The 22,890-nt window shown below is 58.0% G+C and carries 20 protein-coding genes; all 20 read right to left on the minus strand.

Annotated features, from left to right (window positions below):
• Positions 1-3: 3 nt before the first annotated feature.
• Positions 4-666 (minus strand): helix-turn-helix transcriptional regulator, encoded by a 663-nt coding sequence (locus tag ACI48J_RS21865; RefSeq protein WP_405080233.1) that lies wholly within the window; start codon positions 664-666, stop codon positions 4-6.
• 215 nt (positions 667-881) lie between these two features.
• On the minus strand, positions 882-1,127 hold the full coding sequence (locus ACI48J_RS21870; RefSeq protein ID WP_326052940.1) for a hypothetical protein: 246 nt from the start codon (positions 1,125-1,127) through the stop codon (positions 882-884).
• 269 nt (positions 1,128-1,396) lie between these two features.
• Positions 1,397-2,302 carry a 5'-3' exonuclease H3TH domain-containing protein gene (locus ACI48J_RS21875; protein ID WP_405080234.1) on the minus strand — a complete coding sequence of 302 codons (906 nt, stop codon included), beginning with the start codon at positions 2,300-2,302 and terminating at the stop codon, positions 1,397-1,399.
• Between the two features lie 97 nt (positions 2,303-2,399).
• Positions 2,400-5,663: a glycosyltransferase family 39 protein gene (locus ACI48J_RS21880; protein ID WP_405080235.1), complete on the minus strand. Its 3,264-nt coding sequence runs from the start codon at positions 5,661-5,663 to the stop codon at positions 2,400-2,402.
• A gap of 205 nt (positions 5,664-5,868) precedes the next feature.
• Complete coding sequence (locus ACI48J_RS21885; protein WP_405080236.1) at positions 5,869-7,041, minus strand: DNA sulfur modification protein DndB; 1,173 nt, start codon at positions 7,039-7,041, stop codon at positions 5,869-5,871.
• Positions 7,041-8,177, minus strand: coding sequence for a DNA sulfur modification protein DndB (locus tag ACI48J_RS21890; RefSeq protein ID WP_405080237.1), 1,137 nt, complete (start codon positions 8,175-8,177; stop codon positions 7,041-7,043). Before ACI48J_RS21890 ends, ACI48J_RS21885 begins: the two co-directional genes overlap by 1 nt.
• Before the next feature lie 96 nt (positions 8,178-8,273).
• Positions 8,274-9,467, minus strand: a complete 1,194-nt coding sequence (locus ACI48J_RS21895) for an aminotransferase class I/II-fold pyridoxal phosphate-dependent enzyme (RefSeq protein ID WP_405080238.1) — start codon at positions 9,465-9,467, stop codon at positions 8,274-8,276.
• Between the two features lie 30 nt (positions 9,468-9,497).
• Positions 9,498-10,571, minus strand: coding sequence for a site-2 protease family protein (locus ACI48J_RS21900; protein ID WP_405080239.1), 1,074 nt, complete (start codon positions 10,569-10,571; stop codon positions 9,498-9,500).
• 48 nt (positions 10,572-10,619) lie between these two features.
• Positions 10,620-10,976 carry an arsenate reductase family protein gene (locus tag ACI48J_RS21905; RefSeq protein ID WP_405080240.1) on the minus strand — a complete coding sequence of 119 codons (357 nt, stop codon included), beginning with the start codon at positions 10,974-10,976 and terminating at the stop codon, positions 10,620-10,622.
• Positions 10,977-11,329: 353 nt separating this feature from the next.
• Entirely contained in the window at positions 11,330-12,532 is a 1,203-nt protein-coding gene (locus ACI48J_RS21910) for an RluA family pseudouridine synthase (protein ID WP_405080241.1), read from the minus strand.
• Positions 12,529-13,098: a cob(I)yrinic acid a,c-diamide adenosyltransferase gene (locus tag ACI48J_RS21915; protein ID WP_405080242.1), complete on the minus strand. Its 570-nt coding sequence runs from the start codon at positions 13,096-13,098 to the stop codon at positions 12,529-12,531. The genes ACI48J_RS21910 and ACI48J_RS21915 overlap by 4 nt, the downstream gene beginning before the upstream one ends.
• A gap of 176 nt (positions 13,099-13,274) precedes the next feature.
• Positions 13,275-14,954, minus strand: a complete 1,680-nt coding sequence (locus ACI48J_RS21920; RefSeq protein ID WP_405080243.1) for a cobyric acid synthase — start codon at positions 14,952-14,954, stop codon at positions 13,275-13,277.
• Entirely contained in the window at positions 14,951-16,072 is a 1,122-nt protein-coding gene (cobD, locus tag ACI48J_RS21925; RefSeq protein ID WP_405080244.1) for a threonine-phosphate decarboxylase CobD, read from the minus strand. Before cobD ends, ACI48J_RS21920 begins: the two co-directional genes overlap by 4 nt.
• 176 nt (positions 16,073-16,248) lie before the next feature.
• Positions 16,249-17,106 (minus strand): adenosylcobinamide-GDP ribazoletransferase, encoded by an 858-nt coding sequence (gene cobS / locus ACI48J_RS21930; RefSeq protein WP_405080245.1) that lies wholly within the window; start codon positions 17,104-17,106, stop codon positions 16,249-16,251.
• The gene (gene cbiB / locus ACI48J_RS21935; protein ID WP_405080246.1) at positions 17,082-18,185 is read right to left on the minus strand and encodes an adenosylcobinamide-phosphate synthase CbiB; all 1,104 of its coding nucleotides are present in this window, start codon (positions 18,183-18,185) and stop codon (positions 17,082-17,084) included. The genes cobS and cbiB overlap by 25 nt, the downstream gene beginning before the upstream one ends.
• Before the next feature lie 9 nt (positions 18,186-18,194).
• The gene (gene cobU, locus ACI48J_RS21940) at positions 18,195-18,788 is read right to left on the minus strand and encodes a bifunctional adenosylcobinamide kinase/adenosylcobinamide-phosphate guanylyltransferase (RefSeq protein ID WP_405080247.1); all 594 of its coding nucleotides are present in this window, start codon (positions 18,786-18,788) and stop codon (positions 18,195-18,197) included.
• A complete protein-coding gene (gene cobT / locus ACI48J_RS21945; RefSeq protein ID WP_405080248.1) occupies positions 18,788-19,837 on the minus strand; it encodes a nicotinate-nucleotide--dimethylbenzimidazole phosphoribosyltransferase in 1,050 nt (349 codons plus the stop codon). The genes cobU and cobT overlap by 1 nt, the downstream gene beginning before the upstream one ends.
• Before the next feature lie 164 nt (positions 19,838-20,001).
• Entirely contained in the window at positions 20,002-20,787 is a 786-nt protein-coding gene (locus ACI48J_RS21950; protein ID WP_326055062.1) for an ABC transporter ATP-binding protein, read from the minus strand.
• Complete coding sequence (locus ACI48J_RS21955; RefSeq protein WP_009676079.1) at positions 20,787-21,824, minus strand: iron ABC transporter permease; 1,038 nt, start codon at positions 21,822-21,824, stop codon at positions 20,787-20,789. Before ACI48J_RS21955 ends, ACI48J_RS21950 begins: the two co-directional genes overlap by 1 nt.
• On the minus strand, positions 21,825-22,832 hold the full coding sequence (locus ACI48J_RS21960; protein WP_405080249.1) for an ABC transporter substrate-binding protein: 1,008 nt from the start codon (positions 22,830-22,832) through the stop codon (positions 21,825-21,827).
• Positions 22,833-22,890 lie beyond the last annotated feature (58 nt).

The raw sequence follows: 22,890 nt of genomic DNA on the forward strand, positions 1-22,890 counted from the left end.
TTCTTATTCTCCCGCCGCTTTTCCTCTCGTTCTCCGGTAAACGGACGGATTGACTCCGACCAGCCGTTTGAACACACGTCCGAAATGAGTCAGATCCCCGTAACCCACCGAATAGCACACATCCGTTACCGGCTGACCCTCCTGCAGCATGAGTTTGGCCTTCTGAATCCGCTTGTTCATAATGTATTCCTTGAAACCCGTACCGAAATGCTCCTTAAAAAGACGGGAATAGTGACAGCGGCTCACGTAAATGTAGGACGCCACTTTTTCCAGCGACAGATCGTTCTCCTGGATATTTTCCTCGATAAACAGAAGCGATTTGTACAGCAGGGGATGGATCGTCGTTTCCTGAACGACATCGGAAGCCGGTTTAGGCAAAAGACCGATGGAATCCAGAAAGGTCTGGCACAAAAACAGATCCAGCTTGTTCACGTTCAGTAAAATCATCATCGGAGCTTCCATTTCCAGCTCATCCAGTTTCCAGTCCGGCGGCAGGGCGTCTTCAAAGCTTAGAAAAACGACCAAATCGTGTGGGTTTTCTCCGATAAGCTGCACGACGTTCGTAAACCGGCTCTCCGCGACAATTTCCATGTCCCGGAACAAATGAGCAATTTTTTTGTGATCGTCGGCTCCAAGCGTATGAGTGATAATAATGAGCACGTCCATGGGCACCACTCCTTCTCCTGCTAGGTCAGGTCTGTTGACGCCAACATAGTAGCAAAGGCTCCGGGTGTAAGAATCCGATTCCGTTGCTCGTCAATCGGGTTCCTTTGTTCTCATCGGGGAATTGTTGCAGGACGGGCAAATTAAGCTGGACGGGGCCGCAAAAAAGCCCGATTTTGCAAGTAGCAAAACCGGGCCGGAAACGGAAAGCTATACAATTAGTTCGGATCGGACGAGCGGATATCCGCGGATTGAGGCTCCTGTAATTTGTCTTTTTTGAACAAATACACGCGATCGGTGGAATTAAATTCTCTTCTTTCCTTCTTGGTCGGAAGACTCCGGTAATAATCCAGTTCCTCGGGTTTCAGAAAATACGTTTTGACAGCTCCGTTTGCCGCCTTCTCCTCGGTCTCGTTTCCATAGTTAGGTACGATCGTCCGTTTCGTCAAATGAATTCGGAACACAGAATCTCCTCCGTTTGTAAATAATCGGGATTTCTACTATTTCCCAATTGTAACGGAATTGCGTCCGGAGTTATCAGCAGTTGTTGTCCAATGATCAGACTTTCTTGCGCTCTCGAAGCCATAAAATCGAACTGACATCCCCTATCTTCCTTTTCAGAACAACACCGGATCGAATGTTGGCCCGCGTAATCAACCCGCAGCCAAAAAAACGGAAGAGATCCGCCGGGCCGCTTAAGCCCGAGCGTTTCTCTTCCGTTTTGTCGTTTCCCCTATAAAAAAGCCGGCTGGCCGACCAGTTTGGCCAATCCCTTGAACTCCAGTTCCTCGAACTTCGTGAGCACCCGCTCGTGGTCCATGGCCCAGCAGCACTCCTCCAGCGCGCAGGCGACCGGAACCTTGAGGAAAATCGTCGCCAGCTCCCTCGACAGATGAAGCATATCGAGCTGCGCTTCGATCTTCGCCCGCACTCCTTTCGGCAGCTCGGACAGATTCTCGAGAATCCCTTCGATGGTGCCGTACTGCTGAATAAGCTTCAGCGCCGTTTTCTCTCCGATGCCTTTTACGCCCGGATAGTTGTCGCTGGTGTCGCCCATCAGCCCTTTCAGATCAATGATCTGGGCCGCTGACAGATTCCGCTCCTCCAGCAGCAGGTCCGGCGTGTAAACGGCGTAGTTGCCGTGGCCTTTTTTCATAATAACGACGCTTACGCTGTCGTCCACGAGCTGAAGCAGATCGTGGTCCCCGGTCAGGATGAACACATCCGCCGAATCTTTGTACGCATGCGCCAACGTACCGATGCAGTCGTCCGCTTCATAGCCGCTCATCCCTACATTAGGCACTCCGAAACTGTCCACCACTTCTTTGACGAGGTCAAATTGGGGAATCAGGTCTTCGGGCGCTGCGGCCCGGTTAGCCTTGTAATCCGTAAACTGCTCGGAACGGAACGTTTTGGCGCCCATGTCCCAGCATACGATGACGTGCGACGGCGAAAAGGTCTGGACGGCATCCCAGAAATACCGCACGAAGCCGTACACGGCATTCGTCGGCACTCCCGCGCTCGTCCGTTTAATATATCCGGTCACAGCCGATGCGTAGTAAGCCCGGAACAGCAGGGCCATTCCGTCTACCAGCAGGACTGAAGGTCTGGTCTGTGTCACAAATATCTCTCCCATCATGGGCCGAACCCTGATTCTTCCCCTCTATTATATCACACGGGGGCAAGCCTTCCTTTACAAGAAACGGCTGATAGAGTGAACAATTGTTTCCATGTCTTCAGAAAAAGCTCCAGCCCGGAAGCCAGCGAAGCCATCCGGTATACGAGTCATCCACGACCAGCCCCGAAAGCAGCGGATAAAAGACCGCGAACAGCACGGCTGCGCCGGCCAGATACACGTAAATCCACCGCCTCAACTTGGGCCTGGTCTCGATGAGATGCCGGAGGAAGAAGGTAATCATCAGAATCATAAACGGAACCATGGCAAAATAATGGTAAATAAATGTCAGCCTCGGCACAAGCATCCAGGGCATATACTGGGATGCGTAGGCAATCAGCAGGAACCGGAGCGGCTTGTTTTTCGTTTTAACGGCGGCCCACAGGGCAAGCAGGACGCAGATAAGCCCAGGCCACCAGACGAGCGGATTCCCGAAGGATACGATGCTCGACATGCTGCCCGGCGGAACGAACTCTCCTTTGTAGTACCAGATCGGCCTGAGCATCAGGGGCCATTCCCACCAGCTTGAAGAGAACGGATGAGTCGCGACCAGCCCGCTGTGATAACTGTACATATGCTGCTGGTACGTGACCACATCGGCAAGTCCGTGACCCGGACCCGGCACCAGCATAAACGGAATATAGGACGCCGCATAAATGGCTGCCGGAATAAGGACATAGAAGACCACGCAGAAAAGCAGAGTGTACACCGTATTTCGCGGGAATTTACGAACGATATGACGCCACCGTTCCCGGTCCTCGTCGCTGCTCTCCGCGGTATGAAACCGCTCGAATACGCCCGGAATGCGCGGCTGTCCGGTTTCACCGGAAACGCCCGACGCATCGGCTGCCGCCGCCGGTCCTCCACCGCTCCATACCGTATCCGGCCCCTCCGCCGTAGATGCGTTACGGCTCCACTCGGCAAGACTGCGGCGCGCCTGCCTGTACTCGCCGAACCGCTCCCAGAGCGACAGGGCGAGCAGCACGGCAAGACCCGCCCCGCCGTAGATCACAATCCACTTGGAAGCGGCGCCGATGCCGAACGTGACCCCCGCGAGTCCCAGCGGAAGAAGCGTTTTGCGCAGCGGTACGTCATAGAAGCTCAGCGTCGTATACCTGTACATGAAGGCAAACATCAGCATGATAAAAAATACGCCGTACACGTCGATGGTAGAAATCCGCGTTTGGGCAAAGTGCATAAAATCGACGGCGAACAGGAACGCCGCCATCGCAGCATACTCCGTCCGGCCGAACAAGCGCTTCGCCATCACATACATGAGCGGCAGCATCGCGACGCCGAACAGCGTGCCGACAATGCGCCAGCCGAACGGGTTCATTCCGAACAGGGCGATACCCGCCGAGATCAGAATTTTGCCCAGAGGCGGATGCGTGCTCTCGTAAGGCTCGATCCGGTGCAGATGCTCGTAGGCCGTCCGGGCGTGATAAATCTCGTCGAAATAAGTGCCGTCTTTATAACCGGGGGCGGCCGGTACGATCGCCTGCTCATCGAATACTTTCCGGTGCTCCCCGGAATTCTGCGTATCTACGCCCGGCAGAACGCTGACAGGCAGAGGCGTGTCGGACGTTCCGTCGAAGAAGGCCGCCTCATGCAGGGCGAACCCGGTAGCGAGCGGCGTGATCTTCACATACCGGGCATCCCGTTCCGTCTTCACGACATTCCAGGTAAATACCTTGGTATAATCCGATTTCACGTCGATCGGATCATTCCAGGTGACGCCGTCCAAGGAGAATTCAAACCGGAATTCGCCTTCTCCGGCGCCGGCAAAATCTTGGATGCGCGTCAGATGCTTCGTCGCGCCGAGATCGGCGACGACGGCCTCCGTCTGACTCGCAGGCTTCCAGAACGTCTGGGGCGCGTCGAACGACCCCAGGTTGATCAGCGCGATCACCGCGTAGACCACGGTGATTCCGCCCATCAGCCAGCCGTCCTTCTTCGTCAGAAGCGGCTGTCTGGCGGCCACGGCTCCGTCCCGGTCCCACACGACGGAACCGCGGTTCATGACGCCGGCGAAGAGACCTTTCCCGGCGTCGGCGCTGCCTTGGAGCCGGGCGTCCGCTCCGGCGGATTTCTTCGCCCATGTGCGCGCAGCCTGCCACGCCATCACGAACAGAATCACGTTCAGCAGGGACACCAGGAGGAGAACCGGATCGTGTTTGGGGATGTGGAACACCCCCTTCGCGCTTTTCCAGAGCACATAGCCCACATTCGCGAAATGCGTCACGGAAAAACCGGCGAACAGCACAAGCAGCCTCCGGTCCTTCGACCGCAAATATGCGGCCAGCAGCAGGAGCAGCCCGTAGAATAAATACCGTTCGTGCATTTTGGTCATCAGCATAAACGCGCTTGCGGCGAACAGGAACCCCGCATACAAGCCAGCGCCCTTCCTGTCCATGTTTTTGGCGAAGAAAACCAGAACGAACAGGAGCGACAGCGCAAACAACAGCGTGCCCCAAGCCCCGTAGGTCAAAGAGAAGAGGCGGCCGTCAACAGACTCGAAATTGCCGCCGAGCAGCGCTAGCAGGTTGAAGGCATTCAGCGAAGCGTACGGATATGAAGCCAGCGTGCCGAAATACAGCTTGGGCAGCCAAAGCGGCTCCATCTTCCAGGCGAAAGGCAGGGCAGGCAGCAGAAAGGCAGCCGCTCCGGCGGCTGCGCTTACCGCAAGCTCCCGCCCGAAGCCTTTCTGCCGGACCCGCCAGAGCAGAGCCAGCAGGAAGAACGGACCGAACAGCAGGCCCTGCGGTTTAAGCAGAACCGCCAGTCCCAGGTAAACCGCCGCTGCCGGGAACTTTTTGTCCTCCACGCGCAGCAGGGACAGAAGAACGAAAAGCATAAACAGCGAATCCACCTGGCCCCAGGCCGCCGAATTGATCCATACGGCCGGATTCAGCATATACAGCGAAGCCAGCACGGCAGCCTGCCGTACATTTACGGAACGCAGAGCCAGCCGGTACAGAAGAATCGAAGCCAGCAGATCCGCCAGCATGGGAGGTGTTTTCAGCAGGACCAGAGACAGTCCCGTTCCCCATTCGATCTCGAACAGATGATGGGCGGCGCCGATAAGGTACAGGATATACATATACCCCGGCGGGTAATCCAGAAAATAGCCCGGATCGGTATAAAGATTCCCGAACCCGACCGTAAACGCCCGATCCGCCCACGCCATAAACGTGCGCACATCGGCTTCGTAGCCAAAAACATTCGGAGCCACGAGAAAGCGGATGAGAACGGCTGCCGCCAGCGCCAAAGCGAACATAGCGTGCCGAACATTCGCCTCCTTAGGCATCGTTTCCCCGATTTGCATGCGTTCACTCCTTTACAGCTTTGTAAAATCCAGCGTATTTCTTCCTATTATGGAGGAACGGTCCCTTGGTTGGCAAACACATTTACCTTCGGCGCCTCCGCGCCTCCTGCACCGGCCTCCGTCCGCAAGCATACAAAAAAACCGGATCTTGGAACATCGCCCCGTTCGGGCAGACGTCTTCCAATCCGGTTGTTCGTTTGTTCGATTAAGCCAGCGAAGCCGATTTTAATCCGTCCGGCTCGATGCCTTCCAGGAAAAAGCTCACGAGCTTGCCGTGCTTGCGCAAAGATTTTTCATGAATGAGATTTAATTTGCCGTTATCGAGCGAGCCGAAAATATAGACCAGCTCCTCATTACCGTGCGTCCAGTCGAAGCCTTCGAGAATCCGCAGGCACGACGTCCATTCCGGGTTGTACATCCCGTCACGAAACAGAAACTGGTTGGCATACAGCGCAATGCTTTCCTGCATAACCCGGTTGGCGGAAGTGACTTGGACAAGCCCGGGCTGCTCCGGCATCATCGGCAGAATCGTGTTATAGAACTGGTGCAAAATTTCCACATACGTGGCCGTTTCCTTGCGGATTTTGCGCTGCAGCTCGTAAGACGACTGCATTTTGCCCGAAAAGAGCATGACCGCCGTCGAATACATCCACGACAGACACGTGAAATTCCGGTTGAAAGCCGTCAAATTGCTGCGCTTCTCCACGCCGGCCTCTTTCAGCAGCATGTTATGGTCGACAACCTGCTGGATCACAAGATTGAGCGGATCGACGGAGTCGAACGAATGCCCGAGCTCTTTGCTCACCAGCTGCACCTTCGAGTTGATGTCCCCGAAAAGCTGCTGCTCTTCCACCTCGTTAAGCCCGATGTAAATTTGTACGGCCAGCTCGCTTTCCATCAGCCCGAGCCGCCGGGCTTCCATCTGCTCCAGCAGACCGCTTACCTGGGCGATTTCGTCGGCCAGCTCCCGGTTGTCCGTTTCTTTGCGATGCCGAACTCGCAGGGAAGCCAGCTTGCGCTCGGTGCGCTTCACTTCCTTCTGCATCTGTTCATTGACAAACCCCAGAGCCAGAATCCGGTGCTGCCCGTCGATAATACTGAGCTTAGAGCCGTGCCTCAGATACAGCTCCTCGCTCGTGCGGGTAAGCTGGCTCACATCGCGAAGCGACAGCGTTACCGGGCCGAAAAAGACCTGATCTAGCTCGCGCTCCTGGAGATAATTCGAGATTTTGCGGCGCTGCATCTTGCTCAGCTTGCGCTGTACGATCGCATCGATCATCGTATAGTTGAGCAGATCCTGCACTTTAAGGGCCACAGTCGCGAGACCGAAACGCTCGCAGAACGGGTGAATCGTCATTCGCAGGCATAATCCATCCATCAGCCGACATCCTCCTTATCGCTGATCAGGAACAGATGCTGCTCCTGGTAGAACGAGCGGATATATTGATAAGCCTTCATAATCCGCGAACGGCGCGGAAGCCGGTCCTTCTCGTCTCCGCTGAAAATCGCGCTCCAGTCGATGTGAGGAAGGATTTTCGTCGCGTATTCCAGCGCGTAGCGGTTGAACTTCGCGCTTTTGGTCGCTTCCTCGTGGAAGAAGAGCGCAAGCGCGATTTGAATGTTTTCCGACCAGGCGGGCTCGCCCTTTACCGGCTCCGGCAAATATTTCAGCAGCTGCTGGAAGTAGAAGGAACTGATCAACAGATGATCCGTTACCTCCTCTTCCTCATAATGGTAGCCGTTATTGCGGGCGCCGGACTTCATCCGCCCTTCGAACAGGGCCACCAGAATTTCGATCAGAAGGTGATACGTGAACAGGAATTCCGGCGCTTTCCCGCGCTCGGAAAACATATCGACCGGGATGTGCTGCATCACCGGAGCCTTTTCTACAAGCTGCGAGGCAGTCACGTGATAGAAACGGCGCTGGTCCCGGAGAACGGCCAGATTTCCGCCGATTTTGCGCGGAAGCTTGTTAATGTCCGAGAACAGCTGGCGCTCCTGGCGCGCGTCGATGTCCAGATAGATCATCGTCGAGACCGGGAATGCGTACAGACGGCTCAGTTTTTCCGTGATGACTTCCATCCGGTCGTATTCCCTGCGGTCTTTGGCGCGCGCCATCTGGCTTTGAAGCGTTTCCATCAAACGCTGGAAGGCCGCCAGCCTGTGCTGCCCGTCAACGACATACAACTTTTCAATCGGCTGCAGCTGGAACACGTGCTGCTCGGAATCGTAGCTGCCGGCCCCCCTTGCCGAGAAAATAACACCCGGGAAATAAATCGGCTGATGATTATCCAGATAAAGCGAAACATAATCCATCAGCTTGCTGAGATTGCGCGGAATGATAGCACGCTGAACTTCCAGATCCACCTCGTAAATAGAAAAAAGCTTGCTAATAGGCAAAGTTGTCGAAAGCGTCGCTTGTCCAAAAGTTTGGCCGAGCACACCCGGAATTTCCACAAGGGAAGAAGGCTTCTGTTGGGACAGCAGCTCGGACAGCGAAAAGATAGAATCCATAATTAACTCCTTTCAACCCTGTTTCGTAGAGGAACCTCTATTACTTTACTCATTGTTGGCATATTTTCCTTCTTTAAAACGGGTTGTTTGGAAAATTTATGTATTTTTCTCTCTTTCGCTAACCGACTGCCATATTTCGCCGATTCTAGACACGGCTTCCCGAAGGCGTTCTTCCGGCTGGACAAGCGCTATGCGGACATAGCCCTCACCCTCCGCCCCGAAAGCGTCTCCGGGGATCACGGCTACTCCCGCACGCTCCAATATTTCCCGAGAAATATGTCGGGAAGTCCACCCCTGCGGAATCCTCGCCCACACGAACATCGTCGCTTTAGGCCGGGGGACATGCCAGCCGATGCGGCGCAGGCCGTCCACGAGCGCATCCCGCCTCCGTTCGTACACCGCCGAAATGGAGGACGGAAACGACGTCTCCTCCTCCAGTGCAACGACGGCGGCCTGCTGGACAGGCAGGAAGACTCCGTAGTCGATGTTGGACTTCAACCGGTGCAGAGCGTCCACCGCTTCCGCATTACCGGCGAGAAAGGCGATCCGGCAGCCGGCCATATTGAAGCTTTTGGACAAGGAATGAAATTCCACCGCCCTCTTCTTTGCGCCATCCAGCTCAAGAATACTCATCGGTTTGTAGCCTTCGAAGGCAAGCTCCGAATAGGCCAGGTCGTGCACGATCAGAAGATCGTAACGCTCCGCAAAGGCAAGCGCTTTCTCGTAAAAAGCCCGGTCCGCCGCCTCGGGGATCGGATTGCCGGGATAGCTCAGCAGCAGGAAGGAAGCCTTCTCCGCCGTTTCCGGCGGGATGCTCTCCAACTGCGGAAGAAACCCGTTCGATTCCTTTAAAGGCATCAGAACGGGTTGGACGCCGGCCAGAACGAGACTGGCCGCATAAATGGGATAGCCGGGATCGGGCACGAGCGCCGTATCGCCGGGATTGCACAGGGCCATCGCCAGATGGGCCAATCCGTCCTGCGAGCCCATCAGGGCCAGCACCTCGCGCTTCGGGTCGAGCGCAACCCCGAACCGCCGGTGCATCCAGACCGCGGCGGCCCTGCGGAATTCCGGCGTTCCCTCCGAGCCCGGATAGCCGTAGGCCTGCGGATTCTTCACAGCCTCCGCCAGGGCCTCGATAACACGCGGAGAAGGCGGAAGGTCGGGACTTCCGATTCCAAGGTCGATGACATCGACGCCGCGTTCCTCCGCCTCCCTTCTCCACTGGGCGACCTCGGCGAAAATCGCCGACCCCAGACTGCCTAATCTTGTCGAGCCGTATGCTTTCATCCGGAACGTTTCCCCCTTGAATCGACTTTTTTAATAAGCGGCCGCGGGCAGTACCCGGTGGACCCAGTTCATCATGGCCAGCAGATACACGGCGAGCGCGAAATACGCCATACCGAACTTCCAGCGTGAAGCCGTGGGAACCTCGTAATAGGCATCGTTCTCGAACGGTTCCAGTTCGACATCGAAGTGCAGCACCAGATGCAGGCCGTCTTCACGCGTAACCCGTTCGATTTTTACCACCTGGACACGGTGAACCACTGCCTGCCGGGGCAGGGCGAATTTCGTTTCGAACTCGATCGCGTCCCAGGAGGTATGCACCATTTGCACACCTGCTTCATCCCCGCTCAGCTCGGAGTAGGTCGTAAAAGCAAGATCGCGGCGGTGATCCTCTCCCGGAATCATATACCCGTGCGCCAGCAAATGGTGGGCCGTCATGTCAAAACGCGGCTGAAAATGCATAAGCTGAGGCTTGTCGCGGAATTTGACGAATTTTTTGTATAAATCCCAGGCGAACAAAGCCCAGATGATCAGGAACAGGAAGCTGCGTAAATAAAGGATAACCGCCAGTCCGCCGATCAGGCCGACCAGCCACAGCCAGCGGGTCACTGCGGTCGAGATACGTCCTCCGTCCAGAGGATGGATCGGAAGAAGGTTGAGCAGGTTCAGAAAAAATCCGGTATACGCGATCGAGACCAGCAGGTTGGAGTCGGTGTAGACGCCCAGGGCAAATGCCGCCGTAGCCCCGATCGTTCCGAGCAGCGGTCCGCCGTAAGCGATATATGCTTCCGTAACGGCATCCCTAGGATTGCGCTTCATGCTGATCAGCGCGCCCATAAACGGAATGAAAAGAGGCGCCGTGACCGGAAGCCCTTTCTTCCTGGCCGCGAGCACGTGGCCGATTTCATGGATAAAAATCATGGCTACCAGTCCGATAGCGAACGGCAGCGGAGCAATGATGGCATAACTGGCGATCGTAATCGCGATCGAAATAATCGTCGCCCCGAATTTTCCGAACTTTCCGAACTTCAGCAGAAAAGCTCCGATGGCTCCAAGAACCCAGAGCGGATTTTTTTTAGATGATTTGGACGATTGCTTTTCCGGCAATTCAGTCACCCCTTTCCGTAAACGGGCAGTCCCTGCGGGACTTCTCCGTTACCCCCACGCCTTCTCGAAGTCGGCTTCCTTAAAACCTACGGTAACCCTGCCGCCGTCCGTTACGATCGGCCTCTTGAGCAGTTTGCCGTTGGATGCAAGCAGAGCGAGCTGCTCATCCTCCGTCATGCTTCCGAGCTTATCTTTCAATCCCAGCTCCCTGTATACTTCTCCGCCGGTATTGAAAAACTTTTTGAGCTCCAGGCCGCTGTTGCGGACAAGTACGCGGATTTCCTCCGCGGTCGGAGGCTGTTCCAAAATCGGAACGGTTACCGGATCAAGCCCTTTGGCGCGCAGCCATTTCAGGGCGCTGCGGCACGTGCTGCATTTGCTGTATTCATAAATCGTTACGGACATAAAATGACTTCCTTTCATGGGACAATGGTAGTTGCGGTCTGCGGTTCGCGTATCCGAAAAAAACCTCCGCTGCCGATGCGGCGGGGAGGCTGGTTTTCAAAAAAAATCTCGGCCTGCTTGCCGTACTTTATACGCAGAGCTGCCGGAAAAGTTCCACCGGTCGGCCACGCGGGCCGGCGGCTCGTGGCTGGCGGCAGGCAAAGCCGGCGGCGGTAGGCGGCGGAGCGCCTGTTTCCGTATGTCGTAACCGGAAGGCATAGTCCTGCCGGCACGGGGCCGGGTGCGGGTAGGACACCGACCCGGCCGCAGCTTACGCACGCACCAGGCAGCAAAGCCCGCTTGGCGCGGAAAACCTACCGGTAGGCGTCGAGAACCGCCTGCATGTCCGCCGGCAGCGGAGCGGTGAACTCCACCCGCTCCCGCGTGCCCGGGTGGACGAAGCCCAGCCGGTACGCGTGCAGCGCCTGCCGGGCGATTGCCGGGCCCGCCTCGCCGTCTGCCGCAGGGGACGGGGCGGCAGAGAGCGTTCCCGGCACGCCGTCGGCACGGTCCGCTTCCGCGGCCTCGCCGGAGGCGAAGCCCGCTGCGGGCGCACGTGCAGGCTCTCCGGCAGCACTGCCTGCCTCCGGGGCGCCGCGTACGCCTTCTCCGGCGGAACCGCGTGCGCCTGCTTCCGTCGAACTGTCAGCTGCGGCGCCGCTCACACCCTTCTCGGCGCTTTCCGCGTCAGCGGTCGCGGCCTCCCCGGCAGGGCTGCCTTCAATCGTACGGGGCGGAGCCGCCGTTTCCGGCCCGTACATCTTGTCACCGAGGAGAGGGTGCCCGAGGTGCTTCATGTGGACGCGAATTTGATGCGTCCGCCCGGTTTCCAGCATCAGCCGCACTAGAGTGATGCCGTCGTAACGCCGCACCGTCTCGTAATGCGTGACGGCGCGGTAACCGGACGGCGTCACGATGCGGATGTGCGGCTGCTCCGGGTCGCGGTCGATCGGTGCGTCGATCGTCCCCCGGTCCTCCGCCACCGTGCCGTGCACAATGGCCAGGTACTCCTTCGTTATGCTGTGAGCGATCATCTGCTCCGAAATCTGCTGGTGCACATACGGATTTTTCGCAATCGCAAGCACGCCCGAGGTTTCCTGGTCCAGCCGGTGAACCGGCCGGAAGCGGACGTTCTCTCCCCGCTCTTTCCAGTGGTGCACGGCGGCGTTGGCCACCGTGTTCAAATAATGCCCGTGCGTCGGATGCACGATCATCCCGGACTCTTTATTGACGATGAGCAGGTGCTCGTCCTCATACAAAATTTCAAGGGGAAGGTCTTGAGGCAAAATATCCTCCGACTCTTCCTCCTGCATCCGGATTTCGATCACATCTCCGCTGTTCACTTTGACGCTGATATATTCGCGCTTGCCGTTGACGGTGATCCCCTGTTCCGTCAGCTTGAGCCTGGAGAGTAGCTTCCGCGAGAGACCCATCCGGTTCTGCAAAATCGTTTTTAGATAGAATCCCTCCTCATCGGGAGGGACCACATACGTTAAAGGACTGTAATAATTTATCATTTTTTCCGGCGGAACACCTCGGCGCTGCGGACGTACTCCACGTCCGTCTGACCTTCCCTGAAATTGGCCGTGCGGGCAATCGTGAAGAAGAGATCCGACAGGCGGTTCAGGTAACGGCGTACCTCCACGTTGATCTCCTGGGTGCGGGCCAGCGTCACGACGCGTCTTTCGGCACGGCGGCATACCGTCCGGCAGATGTGAAGCGTAGCGGAACTACGGCTTCCCCCCGGCAAAATGAACCGTGTAATATCGGGCGTCTCGGCATCGTATTTATCGATCCACGTCTCCAGATTGTCCACCATCTCCGCCGTCACTTTAAAAGGTCTCAGCTCCTGCTTGAGCAGAGCGAGATCCGACCCGCAGTCAAACAGCTCATGCTGGACCGTCAGCAGGTCTTCCAGCAGGTCGGCAAACTTCTCTGGGTCCATAAAGCTCATCGCCTGCCCCAGGTAACAGTTCAGCTCGTCTACCGTTCCGTACGCTTCCACCCGTTCGTCGTCTTTATCGACACGTCCGCCGATGACACCCGTTTTGCCGGCGTCCCCTGTTCTCGTATAAATTTTCACCTGTATTCCTCCCGTTCAAGCCAAATATATTTCTTATATTCAGGTAAAAAATCAACATCGCCCGTTCGCTTCATCAGCTCCGAAAGGCTCTTTTTCTTATCATAGCTTCCCCGGACAGGCAGTGCAAATGGATTCGGTCCGATATTCGCTCTCTCCCGAAACCGGTCCGGAAGCTTTTATTCACGAGGTAAACCCGCCATCTCGTACAAGAGATCCATGTCGATATGGCTGCGGACGTGATCCGCGAGCCGGTCGAACGCTTCCTCCCGCTTTTCGCGAAAACGCAGTTCGGCGGGAAGAGGCTCCCAGCCTTTGCTTTGACGAGCTTCGTTCAGCCAGCATCTGCGGAAATCGTCATTATGAAGAATGCCGTGCAGATACGTGCCCCAGACCCGTCCTTCGAAAGCCGAAGCTCCCTCCGGATGCAAACCGTCCGCCGCGCCGGCTTCATCCCTGGAACCCGCCAAGGAAGCGCGAAGGCGAAACGGCCGCTCCGACGTTTCGTCCGTCATTCTCGTCACGCCCATATGAATTTCGTAGCCGTCGACCGGCAGATCCGGCATTTGGCGGAAGAGTCCGCAGCTGCCTTCCGCACGCACCGTTTTTTTCTCCGGCGTGAATTCGGTCGCCACCGGCAGAAGGCCCAGCCCTTCCCGGTCTCCCCTGTAATCGGATTCCGTTCCGAGCGGGTCCGAAAGCGCGGCACCCAGCATCTGATACCCCCCGCATATCCCGGCAACCCTGCCTTCACCGGCCGCGTGACGGACGATTTTGTCGGCCAGGCCGCTTTCCCGCAGGAAAAGAAGATCGCTCATCGTATTTTTGCTCCCCGGCAAAACGACGATATCCGGATTCCCCCATTCGGCGGCGCTGCCGACATAACGTACGGACACATCCGGCTCTTCGTGCAGCGGATCGATATCCGTGAAGTTGGAAATCCGGGGCAGCCGGACGACCACGATATCCAGCACATCCGGCCGCTGACCGTCCTGTGCGGCCGGAGCCGGTTCCAGCCTTCTTTTGGAATCCAGCGAAGCGGAATCCTCGTCTTCAATCCCGAGCTTCGGATAGTAAGGGACGACGCCGAGTACGGGTTTTCCCGTCCGTTCCTCCAGCCAGTCCAGTCCCGGCTTCAGCAGGCTGACGTCCCCCCGGAATTTGTTGATGACAAATCCCTTTACCCGCTCCCGCTCATCCGGCTCCAGAAGCTCCAGCGTCCCGACGATCGACGCAAACACCCCGCCCCGGTCGATATCCGCCACGAGTATCACGGGAGCGTCGGCCCATTTCGCCATCCGCATGTTCACGATATCCCGGTCTTTCAGGTTGATCTCCGCCGGACTCCCGGCTCCTTCAAGCACAACGAGGTCAACCGTCCGACGCAGCCGTTCGAGCGCGTCACACACGACTTTCTCCGCCAGGGGCAGGTAAGATTCGCGGTAAGCCCTCGCGTCCATATCCTGATAAGGCTTGCCGTGAACAACGACCTGAGAACGCATATCCTGAGACGGCTTCAGCAAAATCGGGTTCATATCGGTCGTAGCCGGTATGCGGCACGCATCGGCCTGAACCCCCTGGGCCCGCCCGATCTCTTTGCCGTCCGGCGTCACGTAAGAGTTCAGCGACATGTTCTGAGACTTGAACGGCGCCACCCGGTGGCCGTCCTGCACGAAAATGCGGCACAGAGCCGCCGTCAAAATGCTTTTGCCGACATCCGAAGCCGTCCCCTGTACCATAAGGGTCCTGGCCCGCGTTCCGTCCGTCCCGCTCCCGCTGCCCTCCGGTTGATCCGCTTCCCGGTCACGGCGAGTCGGGACCGTACCTGCGCGTCCTTCTGTATGAGTGAAATTCCTCATGTTCTTCCGCCGCCCTTTTCAAAGGAAATTTCACCGGCTTGAGCCGCTTTCAGCACGTCTGACAAAGCGGCAAGCATGCGCTCGTTATCGCCGCGGAGTTTGACCGCCGTACGGAAATAACGCGTGCCGAGCCCTTCGAAAAGCGAAGCGTCCCGGATGAGAACCCCGCGTCTGCCCATTTCTTCTTGAAGGATGCGGACATCGATTAGGCTGTGCTCCGGAAGCGCGCACAACAAATAGTTGGTGTCGCTCGGAGTCACCGAGAGCCCGAGACCCTCAAGTCCGGCGGCAAGCCAGGGACTCTCTTCCTGCAGCCAGCGGATGGTTTTCGCGTGAAAAGCCTCGTCCTCCAGGACGGCGCATCCGATAAGCTGGGCGAAATAATTTACGCTCCATGGTACCTGCAGACGGGACATCCGGCCGATCACATCCGGATGAGCGACAATGAAGCCGAGCCGGGCCCCCGGAATCGCGTAAAACTTCGTCATGGAGCGGATCACGGCTACATGCCTGGATTCGGCCGCCAGCCGCAGAAGCGTGACGTTTTTTTCGTCGGGCACGAAATCGAGGAACGCCTCGTCCAGAATGAGCGGATGCCCGCTGCCGGCTAAGTCGTTCAGCAGTTCCCGGGGAATGAGCCTCCCCGTCGGATTGTTCGGCTGTCCCAGAAACAGCAGATCCGAACGCTTCACGGCTTCCTCGGCATCCGCCCGCTGCAGCAGGAAATCGTGCTCCGCACGCAGCGGAATCCCGTGGATACGGCCTCCCGTTTTCAGCACCGCGTCCTCGTATTCGCTGAAAGACGGGCGCGCAAGCGCCGTTACCCCGGGCTGCAGAACGCGCACGATAAGGTCGATCAATTCGGCGGCGCCGTTGCCCACCAGTACAGATTCTGCGGGAACTCCGTATTTGGCGGCAATTTTTCCTGTCAGCTCGCGGACAGCCGGGTCCGGATACCGGACAATATTTTTCCAGCCTGACCGCAGCACCTCCTCCACCGCATCAGGCGGACCGAACGGATTCATATTCGAACTGAAATCCAAAAACTGTTCCCGGCCGCGCCCGAACCTTTCCTCCGCCGTCCATACATCCCCGCCGTGTCCGTATCGCTCCAGCATAGTGATCCCCCCACTTTTTTGTCATTTCCTGTCCGTTTATATGCAAAAAGGCCGGGAGTCCGACTAACGAATCCATCCCGCCTCTTTTTGGGTTCCTTTCGGAGAGCCTGCCTGCTTCCCCACGCTCCTTTTAACCTTACGGCAAAAAGCCTTTCGAGGGTGACCCCGCATCTAAACTAAGTCAAATGCAGCACGAAAGCGGCGGCAAGAAGCAGCAGAGCTTCCAGAAGCTCATTTAAAGCCCCGTAGGTGTCCCCCGTCAGCCCGCCGAGCTTTTTAGCCATCCAGGCCGCCAAAACTCCTCCAAGCGCAAAGGTGACCATGAGGAGCATAATCCCCCACCATACGGGCCCCGCCCCTTCCAAAACATGCAAAGAAGGCTTGAGCGAAAGCATCCCGCCCGATTCATGGAAAAACGCGACCGCTCCGGCGCTCAGAAATAAGGCGACTCCCGCTCCCAGCAGCGCGAAGGGCTTTTTTTCCCCTTCAAAAAAACCGCCCAGACCGCCTCCGCTTCGCGCATACGGCCATAAAGCCACGGCTGCGGCCATGAAAGTCCGGCTCCAGACCGGAACAAGCAGCAGAATCCAGCTCCCGGTGAGAGCGCCGCCCGTCAGCAGCGACACCATTACGCTCCACTTGAGAAGCAAGACCGCGACGCATACAATGACGCCCATGGCTCCGACGCGGCTGTCTTTCATAATTTCCAGCATGCGCTCCCTGGAACGGTGGCTGAGCAGCCCGTCGGCCGTATCCATCAGCCCGTCCAGATGCAGCGCTCCCGTCAGCCCGATCCACAGACACAGAAGAAGCGCGGCAGCGGGCAGAGGGGGAAGCGTCTTTTCCAGCACCCAGCCGGAGCCGGTAAGAAGGAGGCCCAGGATCATGCCGACCACCGGATAAAAAGCGAGGCTCCGCCGCAGAACGGCCGGTGTCCACTCGATCCTTACCGGAAGCGGCAGCCGGGTAAGAAACTGGACGGCCGTTATCAGTCCAAACAGCCAGAGCTTTAATTCAGCAGCCAAATTGCGCATAGGACCCCTCCTGCCAGCCAGCCCGTCGCCCCGTAGAGCAGCCGGACCGTGCCGTCGATGTCTCCGCGGTTCCGCGGCCGCAGCGGCCAGCCCATGCGTGCGCGCTCGCTGACCACGGTTCCGTATGTATTGCGTCCGCCCAGCTCGATACCGAGCGCGCCCGCGACGGCCGACTCCGGAATCCCGCTGTTCGGGCTCGGATGAAGCCGGGCGAAACGGCCTATCGAACGGCCCGCCCGGAAAGCGCTCATCCGCGGCTGTACGGCCGCGGCCAGAATCAGCAGGATTCCGGTCAGTCTGGCCGGAATCCAGTTCATTACGTCGTCCCACCGCGCGGAGGCCCAGCCGAAGTGCATGTAGCGGTCGTTCTTGTAGCCGACCATGGAATCCAGCGTGTTCGCCGCCCGGTACAGCATCGCCAGAGGCGCTCCGCCGATAAGGGCGTAGAACAGCGGCGAAACGACTCCGTCGACGGTGTTTTCGGCGACCGTTTCCACGACGGCGCGCGTCAGCTCGCCTTCGTCGAGGTTTTTCGTGTCGCGGCCGACGATGTAGCCCGTGTATTTGCGCGCGGCGGCCAAATCCCCCGCGGCCAAAGGTACCGCTACCAGCCGCGCGGCATCTTTCAAGCCTTTGATGGCGATCGTCGTCGATATAAACCACGTCGTCACCGCGTACCCTAGCCACGGATGTATCGCCGCGGCGGCGGCCGTTACGGCCGTCATGGCTGCAAATGCGGCCAGCATGACGGCCGCGGCCAGGACAATCCCCCGCCGCTTCAAGGAGCGCGGTGACAGAGAGGCCGTTTGCCCGGCCGTGTCGGCGGATGCGCCGGTATCCAGGGGCACGCCAACGGCAGCTCCGGTGTCGGCTCCGGCCTCGGCTCGGGCCCCTCCGGCGCATTCCGGCGCGTTCTCCCGCGCTGTGTGCTCCCTTCTCAGCTTCCGTTCCAGAAAGCTGATCAGACTCCCGATGCGGATCACCGGATGCGTCGGCCACTTCGGATCGCCGATCACAAGGTCGACGGCGATAGCCGCCAGCATCATCCACAAGATTTCTTTCAGCGAATAAAAAATCATGAGTTCCCTCTATTCAAACCGGTAAGCCCGGCTTTTAAGCTCGACGGGTATCCCGGCGGTCACCAGAAAAACCCGGCCGCAAGCTTGTGCCAGCCGCTGATTCATCCGGCCGGCGAGATCGCGGTATAATCGCCCGAGGGGATACTCGGGAACAATGCCGCTTCCCACTTCGTTCGTGACGAGAACGAGCGGCCCCTCGTAGGCTTCAACCGTCCGGACAAGCTCGTCGACGGCGGCATTCACCTGTTCCGCCGCATCCGGCGAAGACTCGACTTGAAGCAAGCGGTTGGAAAGCCACAGCGTCAGACAGTCCACCAGGACGACGCCCGGCCCCCTGCCGCCGCTGTAAGCGTTCAGCACGGCGGACAGCTCCACCGGCTCTTCCGCCGTAATCCACGGGAAGCCGGACTGCTCTCGCTGCGCGCGGTGCAGCGCGATCCGCTGCCGCATCTCCTCGTCCCAGATCTGGGCCGTAGCGAGATAAGTCCCGTGTGCGGCAAGCCGCGAAGACAGCTGCTCGGCAAACGAGCTTTTGCCGCTTCTGGCGCCGCCCGTCACGAGGACAGCTCCCGTTCCCGGTGTATGTTCATGCGCCAGATTCATCAGCCCCGCGACACTCCGGCGCTTTCGAAGGAAGCCATCTCGCGCATGATTTTGCCCGCCGCATCCATGAGCGTAAAGCAGAGCGCAGCCCCGGTCCCTTCTCCCAGTCTCATATCCATATGAAGCATGGGGCTGAGCCCGACCGCTTCCAGCATCCGTCCGTGGCCCTGCTCGTGAGACTGATGAGAGGCAATCATATACGGCTGGGACTCCGGAGCCAGCCGCGAAGCAACCAGTGCGGCGGCCGAGGAGATGAAACCGTCGATCACGACCGGGCAGGCGTTCTTCGCCGCACCGAGTATGACTCCGGTCAGGCCCGCGATTTCGAGGCCGCCGACTTTCGCCAGCACATCGAGCGCATCGTCCGCATCCGGTTTGTTGACCTCGATGGCTCTGCGGACAACTTCCTGCTTATGCAGCCAGCGGGCATCGTCGATGCCCGTTCCGCGTCCTACCGCGTCTTCTACGGCGATGCCCCCGAGCACGCTCAGCAGCGCGGAGCTGGCCGTCGTGTTGCCGATCCCCATCTCCCCGGTCGCCAGAACCCGCACGCCGCGTCCGGCCAGCTCGTCAGCGACTTCAATGCCGGCGCGTATGGCCTGGAGAGCCTCTTCACGGGTCATGGCGGCTTCACGGGCCATATTGGCCGTGCCTTTCCGGACTTTGCGGGTAAAGAGGTCCGGATGCTCCAGATCGGCGTTGACGCCTATATCGACGCATACGACTTCCGCTCCCGCATGCCGGGCCAGCACATTGACGGCCGCGCCGCCCTGCAGGAAGTTCATCACCATCTGGCGGGTTACTTCCTGCGGAAACGCGCTGACGCCTTCTTCGCAGACACCGTGGTCGGCCGCCATGACGACAATCGCCTTGCGGCTCATATCGGGCATAACCTCCCCGGTAATCCCCGCAAGCTGACGTGCCATATCTTCCAGCTTGCCGAGGCTTCCCGGCGGTTTAGTCAGATTATCGAGATGGACGGACGCCGCATCCTTCGCTTCCTGACGGAGCGGGCGTATGGCGCCGATTACATCCTGAAGTTCGTTCATGTTTGTTCCTCCTCGGAGTGGGTAATTCCGTATCGTTATGAGTTGGTGCCGTATGTCGGTGCGGTATGTTGGTGCCGTATGTTGGTATCATTAGGTCCAGTGCCGCAGACCCGTCACTCGATACCTATGTAAACCGCCCTGCGGGCGGTCCGGATTCACTTTATTCAATCTCCCCGGCGCAGCAGGATTTGAGGAATGCCGTGATCCGGATGCTCCAGGACGATCGGTTCCGTCCCGTAGACGTCCAGGATCAGTTCGCTTCTCATAATTTCCTCCGGCGTGCCGATCGATATGCCTTCTCCCTCGTGAACGACGAGAAGCCGTTCGCAGTAGAGAGAAGCCAGGTTCAGATCGTGAAGAACGGCGACCACCGTCAGCCCTTCTTCCCGCTGCCACTGCCGCACGTAGTCCATCAGTTGCATCTGGTAGCCGATGTCCAGATAAGTCGTAGGCTCGTCGAGCAGCAGCAGGCGGGGCTCCTGCGCCATCACCTTCGCCAGCGCCACGCGCTGTTTCTGGCCTCCGCTCAGGTTCTCGACCGTCCGGTCGGCCAGCGGCTCCAGATCGAGCCGCCGCATAATCCGGTCGATAAGCGCAGCGGCGTCCTCCCGGTCTTCGCCGAGCCAGTTCTGGAAAGGGAACCGGCCCATTTCGACCACCTCACGGACGGTGAAACCGAGCGGAGGCAGCGCATCCTGCTGAAGCACGGCAAGCCAGCGTGCCAGCTCCTTGCGGGAGTAACCCGCGACTTCCCTCCCCTGGAGAAGGATACGGCCCTCCGTAAGGGGGTCTACGCCGGAGATAAGCCTCAGCAGAGTTGACTTGCCGCTCCCGTTGGGCCCGATGATGCCGAAAAATTCGCCGGGCTTCACCTCGAAACGGATATCTTTGAGCACGCGGGTTCCGCCGAAACTTTTGCCCGCACCCTGCACTTCGATGATCGGTTCCATCAGCTTCTCCCCCATTTCTTCTGTTTGCGCAGCAGATAAGCGAAGAACGGCGCACCCAGAAACGCGGTGATTACGCCGAGCGGAATCTCTGTCGGGCTTAGAAGCGTCCGGGCCAGCGTGTCGGCCCAAAGGACGTAGATGGCTCCGCCTACGGCGGAAAGCGGCACGATCAGACGGTAATCCGGTCCCGCGATCAGACGGATCAGATGCGGCACGATCAGCCCGACAAACCCGATCACGCCGGATACCGAAACGGCCGCAGCCGTCACCAGTGTCGCGGTGATCAGCACGATCAGCTTCGTCCGCTCGACATGGATACCCAGATGGGCGGCCTGACGTTCCCCGAGCGCCAGCAGGTTCAGTGTCCGCGCATAGCTGTAAAGCACAACGAAAGTTACGAGGAAATACGGAAGGAGAACGGTTGTGTACGACCAGCCTTTCATAGCGAGGCTGCCCATCAGCCAGAAAATGATTTCATTGACGACCTGCTTGGACATCGACACGAGAAAAGAAACCACGGAGCCGAGAAACGCCTGCATCACGACACCGGAAAGCAGCAGCGTCTCCATACGGATTTTGCCGTCGGTCCGGGCCAGACGCAATACGATCCAGAGCGAAACGGCTCCTGTGGCAAAACCGACGACCGGTATCGTCCACGTACCGAAAAACGTCGTCTGCAGACCGAAGTAAATGACGAACGCCGCGCCGACGCTCGTTCCGCTGCTGACCCCAAGCGTATACGGGTCCGCAAGCGGATTGCGCAGGACGCCTTGAAAAGCGGCTCCCGCTACCGAAAGGGAGGCCCCGACAAGGATAGCCAGCATCACGCGCGGCAGCCTTACCTTCATAATAATCTGCTCCGAGGATACGGGCCAGTCCGGCGTGATCCGGTCTCCGATCCAAGGCAGCTTGCTCCCCAGAATCGAAGCGATCTGACTCACCGGCAGATGGGCCGAGCCCAGGGAAAGACTCAGCACAATAGAAAGAAGAAGGAGTAAAACTCCTACTCCCCCCCAAAGTCCCCATTTAGGTTTCATTTATTTCACCAAGTCCGGATAGATGGCTTTAGCCATTTGCAGGAGTCCCTCTGTCAGACGCGGTCCCGGACGGGTCAGCGTATTCTGGTCGAGACCGATCACCTGGTTGTTTTTAACGGCATTGATTTCGTTCCACCCGCTGCGTCCGCGAATGAGTTCTTCAAGATTTTTCTTCGTTTTGTCATCCACCACGTCTTTGGCGAATAAAATAACGTCCGGATTCTGCTGGATGATTTTCTCCTCGCTGATCTGCTTCCAGCCCGTAATGTCGGAAGCGACGTTAACACCGCCCGCCAGCGTGATCAGCTCATCCATAAATTCGCCCTTGCCGACCGTCCAGCCCGGAGAGAATTCGATATAGACTTTTTTCTTCTTGTCCGCCGCTACGGTTTTGACAGCATCCATAACTTTCTGACGGTCTTCTTTCATTTTTGCGACGACTTTTTCCGCCTGTTCCTGATGATCGGTAATTTGGCCGTAGAGCTGAATATTTTTCATGACGTCGTCAAGCGTCTTCGGCTCCACCTTAAACACGTTGATACCCATGGCGCGCAGCTTTTCGACCGATTCTTTTTTCATCGAAACGCCTGTGAAAACAACGTCGGCTCCCGACGCGATAACCGATTCCTGGTTAGGCTGCGTAATTCCGCCCATTTTCGGCTTCGTTTTCGCTTCCGCCGGATAATCGTCAAAATCGGACACGCCGACGATTGTATCGCCCAGACCGATCGCAAAAAGAGCTTCCGTCTCAGCCGGCGAAACCGACACGATTTTACCGGGCGCTTTCTCGAACGTAAATTCCTTGCCTGTCGCATCGGTTACTTTTAAAGGATACTGCGTTTTCTTCGCGCCCGTTTGCGGAGCGGTGCTTGCCGCCGGAGAGGCCGTGCCCGCCGTCCCGTTATCCGTGCTTTGCTTGCCGCAGGCTGCCAGGCCGACGGCCATCGTCAAAACAAGCAGCAGCAGGGCATATTTAAAACCCCCGGCGGTTCTTCGTTCGTTGTTCATGTTCTCTACTCCCTTGCTGATTTAGTTTGACTTGAGGTTGTCCCACGATGTTCGCGCA

Origin of the sequence: Paenibacillus chitinolyticus (genome assembly GCF_045038035.1) — a bacterium.
Classification (GTDB): domain Bacteria; phylum Bacillota; class Bacilli; order Paenibacillales; family NBRC-103111; genus Paenibacillus_F; species Paenibacillus_F chitinolyticus_A.

Excerpts from the sequence above, each read along its gene's own strand:
- ACI48J_RS21865 (WP_405080233.1), bottom strand. The coding sequence starts at position 666 with ATGGACGTGCTCATTATTATCACTCATACGCTTGGAGCCGACGATCAC.
- ACI48J_RS21875 (WP_405080234.1), bottom strand. The coding sequence starts at position 2,302 with ATGATGGGAGAGATATTTGTGACACAGACCAGACCTTCAGTCCTGCTG.
- ACI48J_RS21880 (WP_405080235.1), bottom strand. The coding sequence starts at position 5,663 with ATGCAAATCGGGGAAACGATGCCTAAGGAGGCGAATGTTCGGCACGCT.
- ACI48J_RS21885 (WP_405080236.1), bottom strand. The coding sequence starts at position 7,041 with ATGGATGGATTATGCCTGCGAATGACGATTCACCCGTTCTGCGAGCGT.
- ACI48J_RS21890 (WP_405080237.1), bottom strand. The coding sequence starts at position 8,177 with ATGGATTCTATCTTTTCGCTGTCCGAGCTGCTGTCCCAACAGAAGCCT.
- ACI48J_RS21895 (WP_405080238.1), bottom strand. The coding sequence starts at position 9,467 with ATGAAAGCATACGGCTCGACAAGATTAGGCAGTCTGGGGTCGGCGATT.
- ACI48J_RS21905 (WP_405080240.1), bottom strand. The coding sequence starts at position 10,976 with ATGTCCGTAACGATTTATGAATACAGCAAATGCAGCACGTGCCGCAGC.
- ACI48J_RS21910 (WP_405080241.1), bottom strand. The coding sequence starts at position 12,532 with ATGATAAATTATTACAGTCCTTTAACGTATGTGGTCCCTCCCGATGAG.
- ACI48J_RS21920 (WP_405080243.1), bottom strand. The coding sequence starts at position 14,954 with ATGAGGAATTTCACTCATACAGAAGGACGCGCAGGTACGGTCCCGACT.
- cobD (WP_405080244.1), bottom strand. The coding sequence starts at position 16,072 with ATGCTGGAGCGATACGGACACGGCGGGGATGTATGGACGGCGGAGGAA.
- cobS (WP_405080245.1), bottom strand. The coding sequence starts at position 17,106 with ATGCGCAATTTGGCTGCTGAATTAAAGCTCTGGCTGTTTGGACTGATA.
- cbiB (WP_405080246.1), bottom strand. The coding sequence starts at position 18,185 with ATGATTTTTTATTCGCTGAAAGAAATCTTGTGGATGATGCTGGCGGCT.
- cobU (WP_405080247.1), bottom strand. The coding sequence starts at position 18,788 with ATGAATCTGGCGCATGAACATACACCGGGAACGGGAGCTGTCCTCGTG.
- cobT (WP_405080248.1), bottom strand. The coding sequence starts at position 19,837 with ATGAACGAACTTCAGGATGTAATCGGCGCCATACGCCCGCTCCGTCAG.
- ACI48J_RS21950 (WP_326055062.1), bottom strand. The coding sequence starts at position 20,787 with ATGGAACCGATCATCGAAGTGCAGGGTGCGGGCAAAAGTTTCGGCGGA.
- ACI48J_RS21955 (WP_009676079.1), bottom strand. The coding sequence starts at position 21,824 with ATGAAACCTAAATGGGGACTTTGGGGGGGAGTAGGAGTTTTACTCCTT.
- ACI48J_RS21960 (WP_405080249.1), bottom strand. The coding sequence starts at position 22,832 with ATGAACAACGAACGAAGAACCGCCGGGGGTTTTAAATATGCCCTGCTG.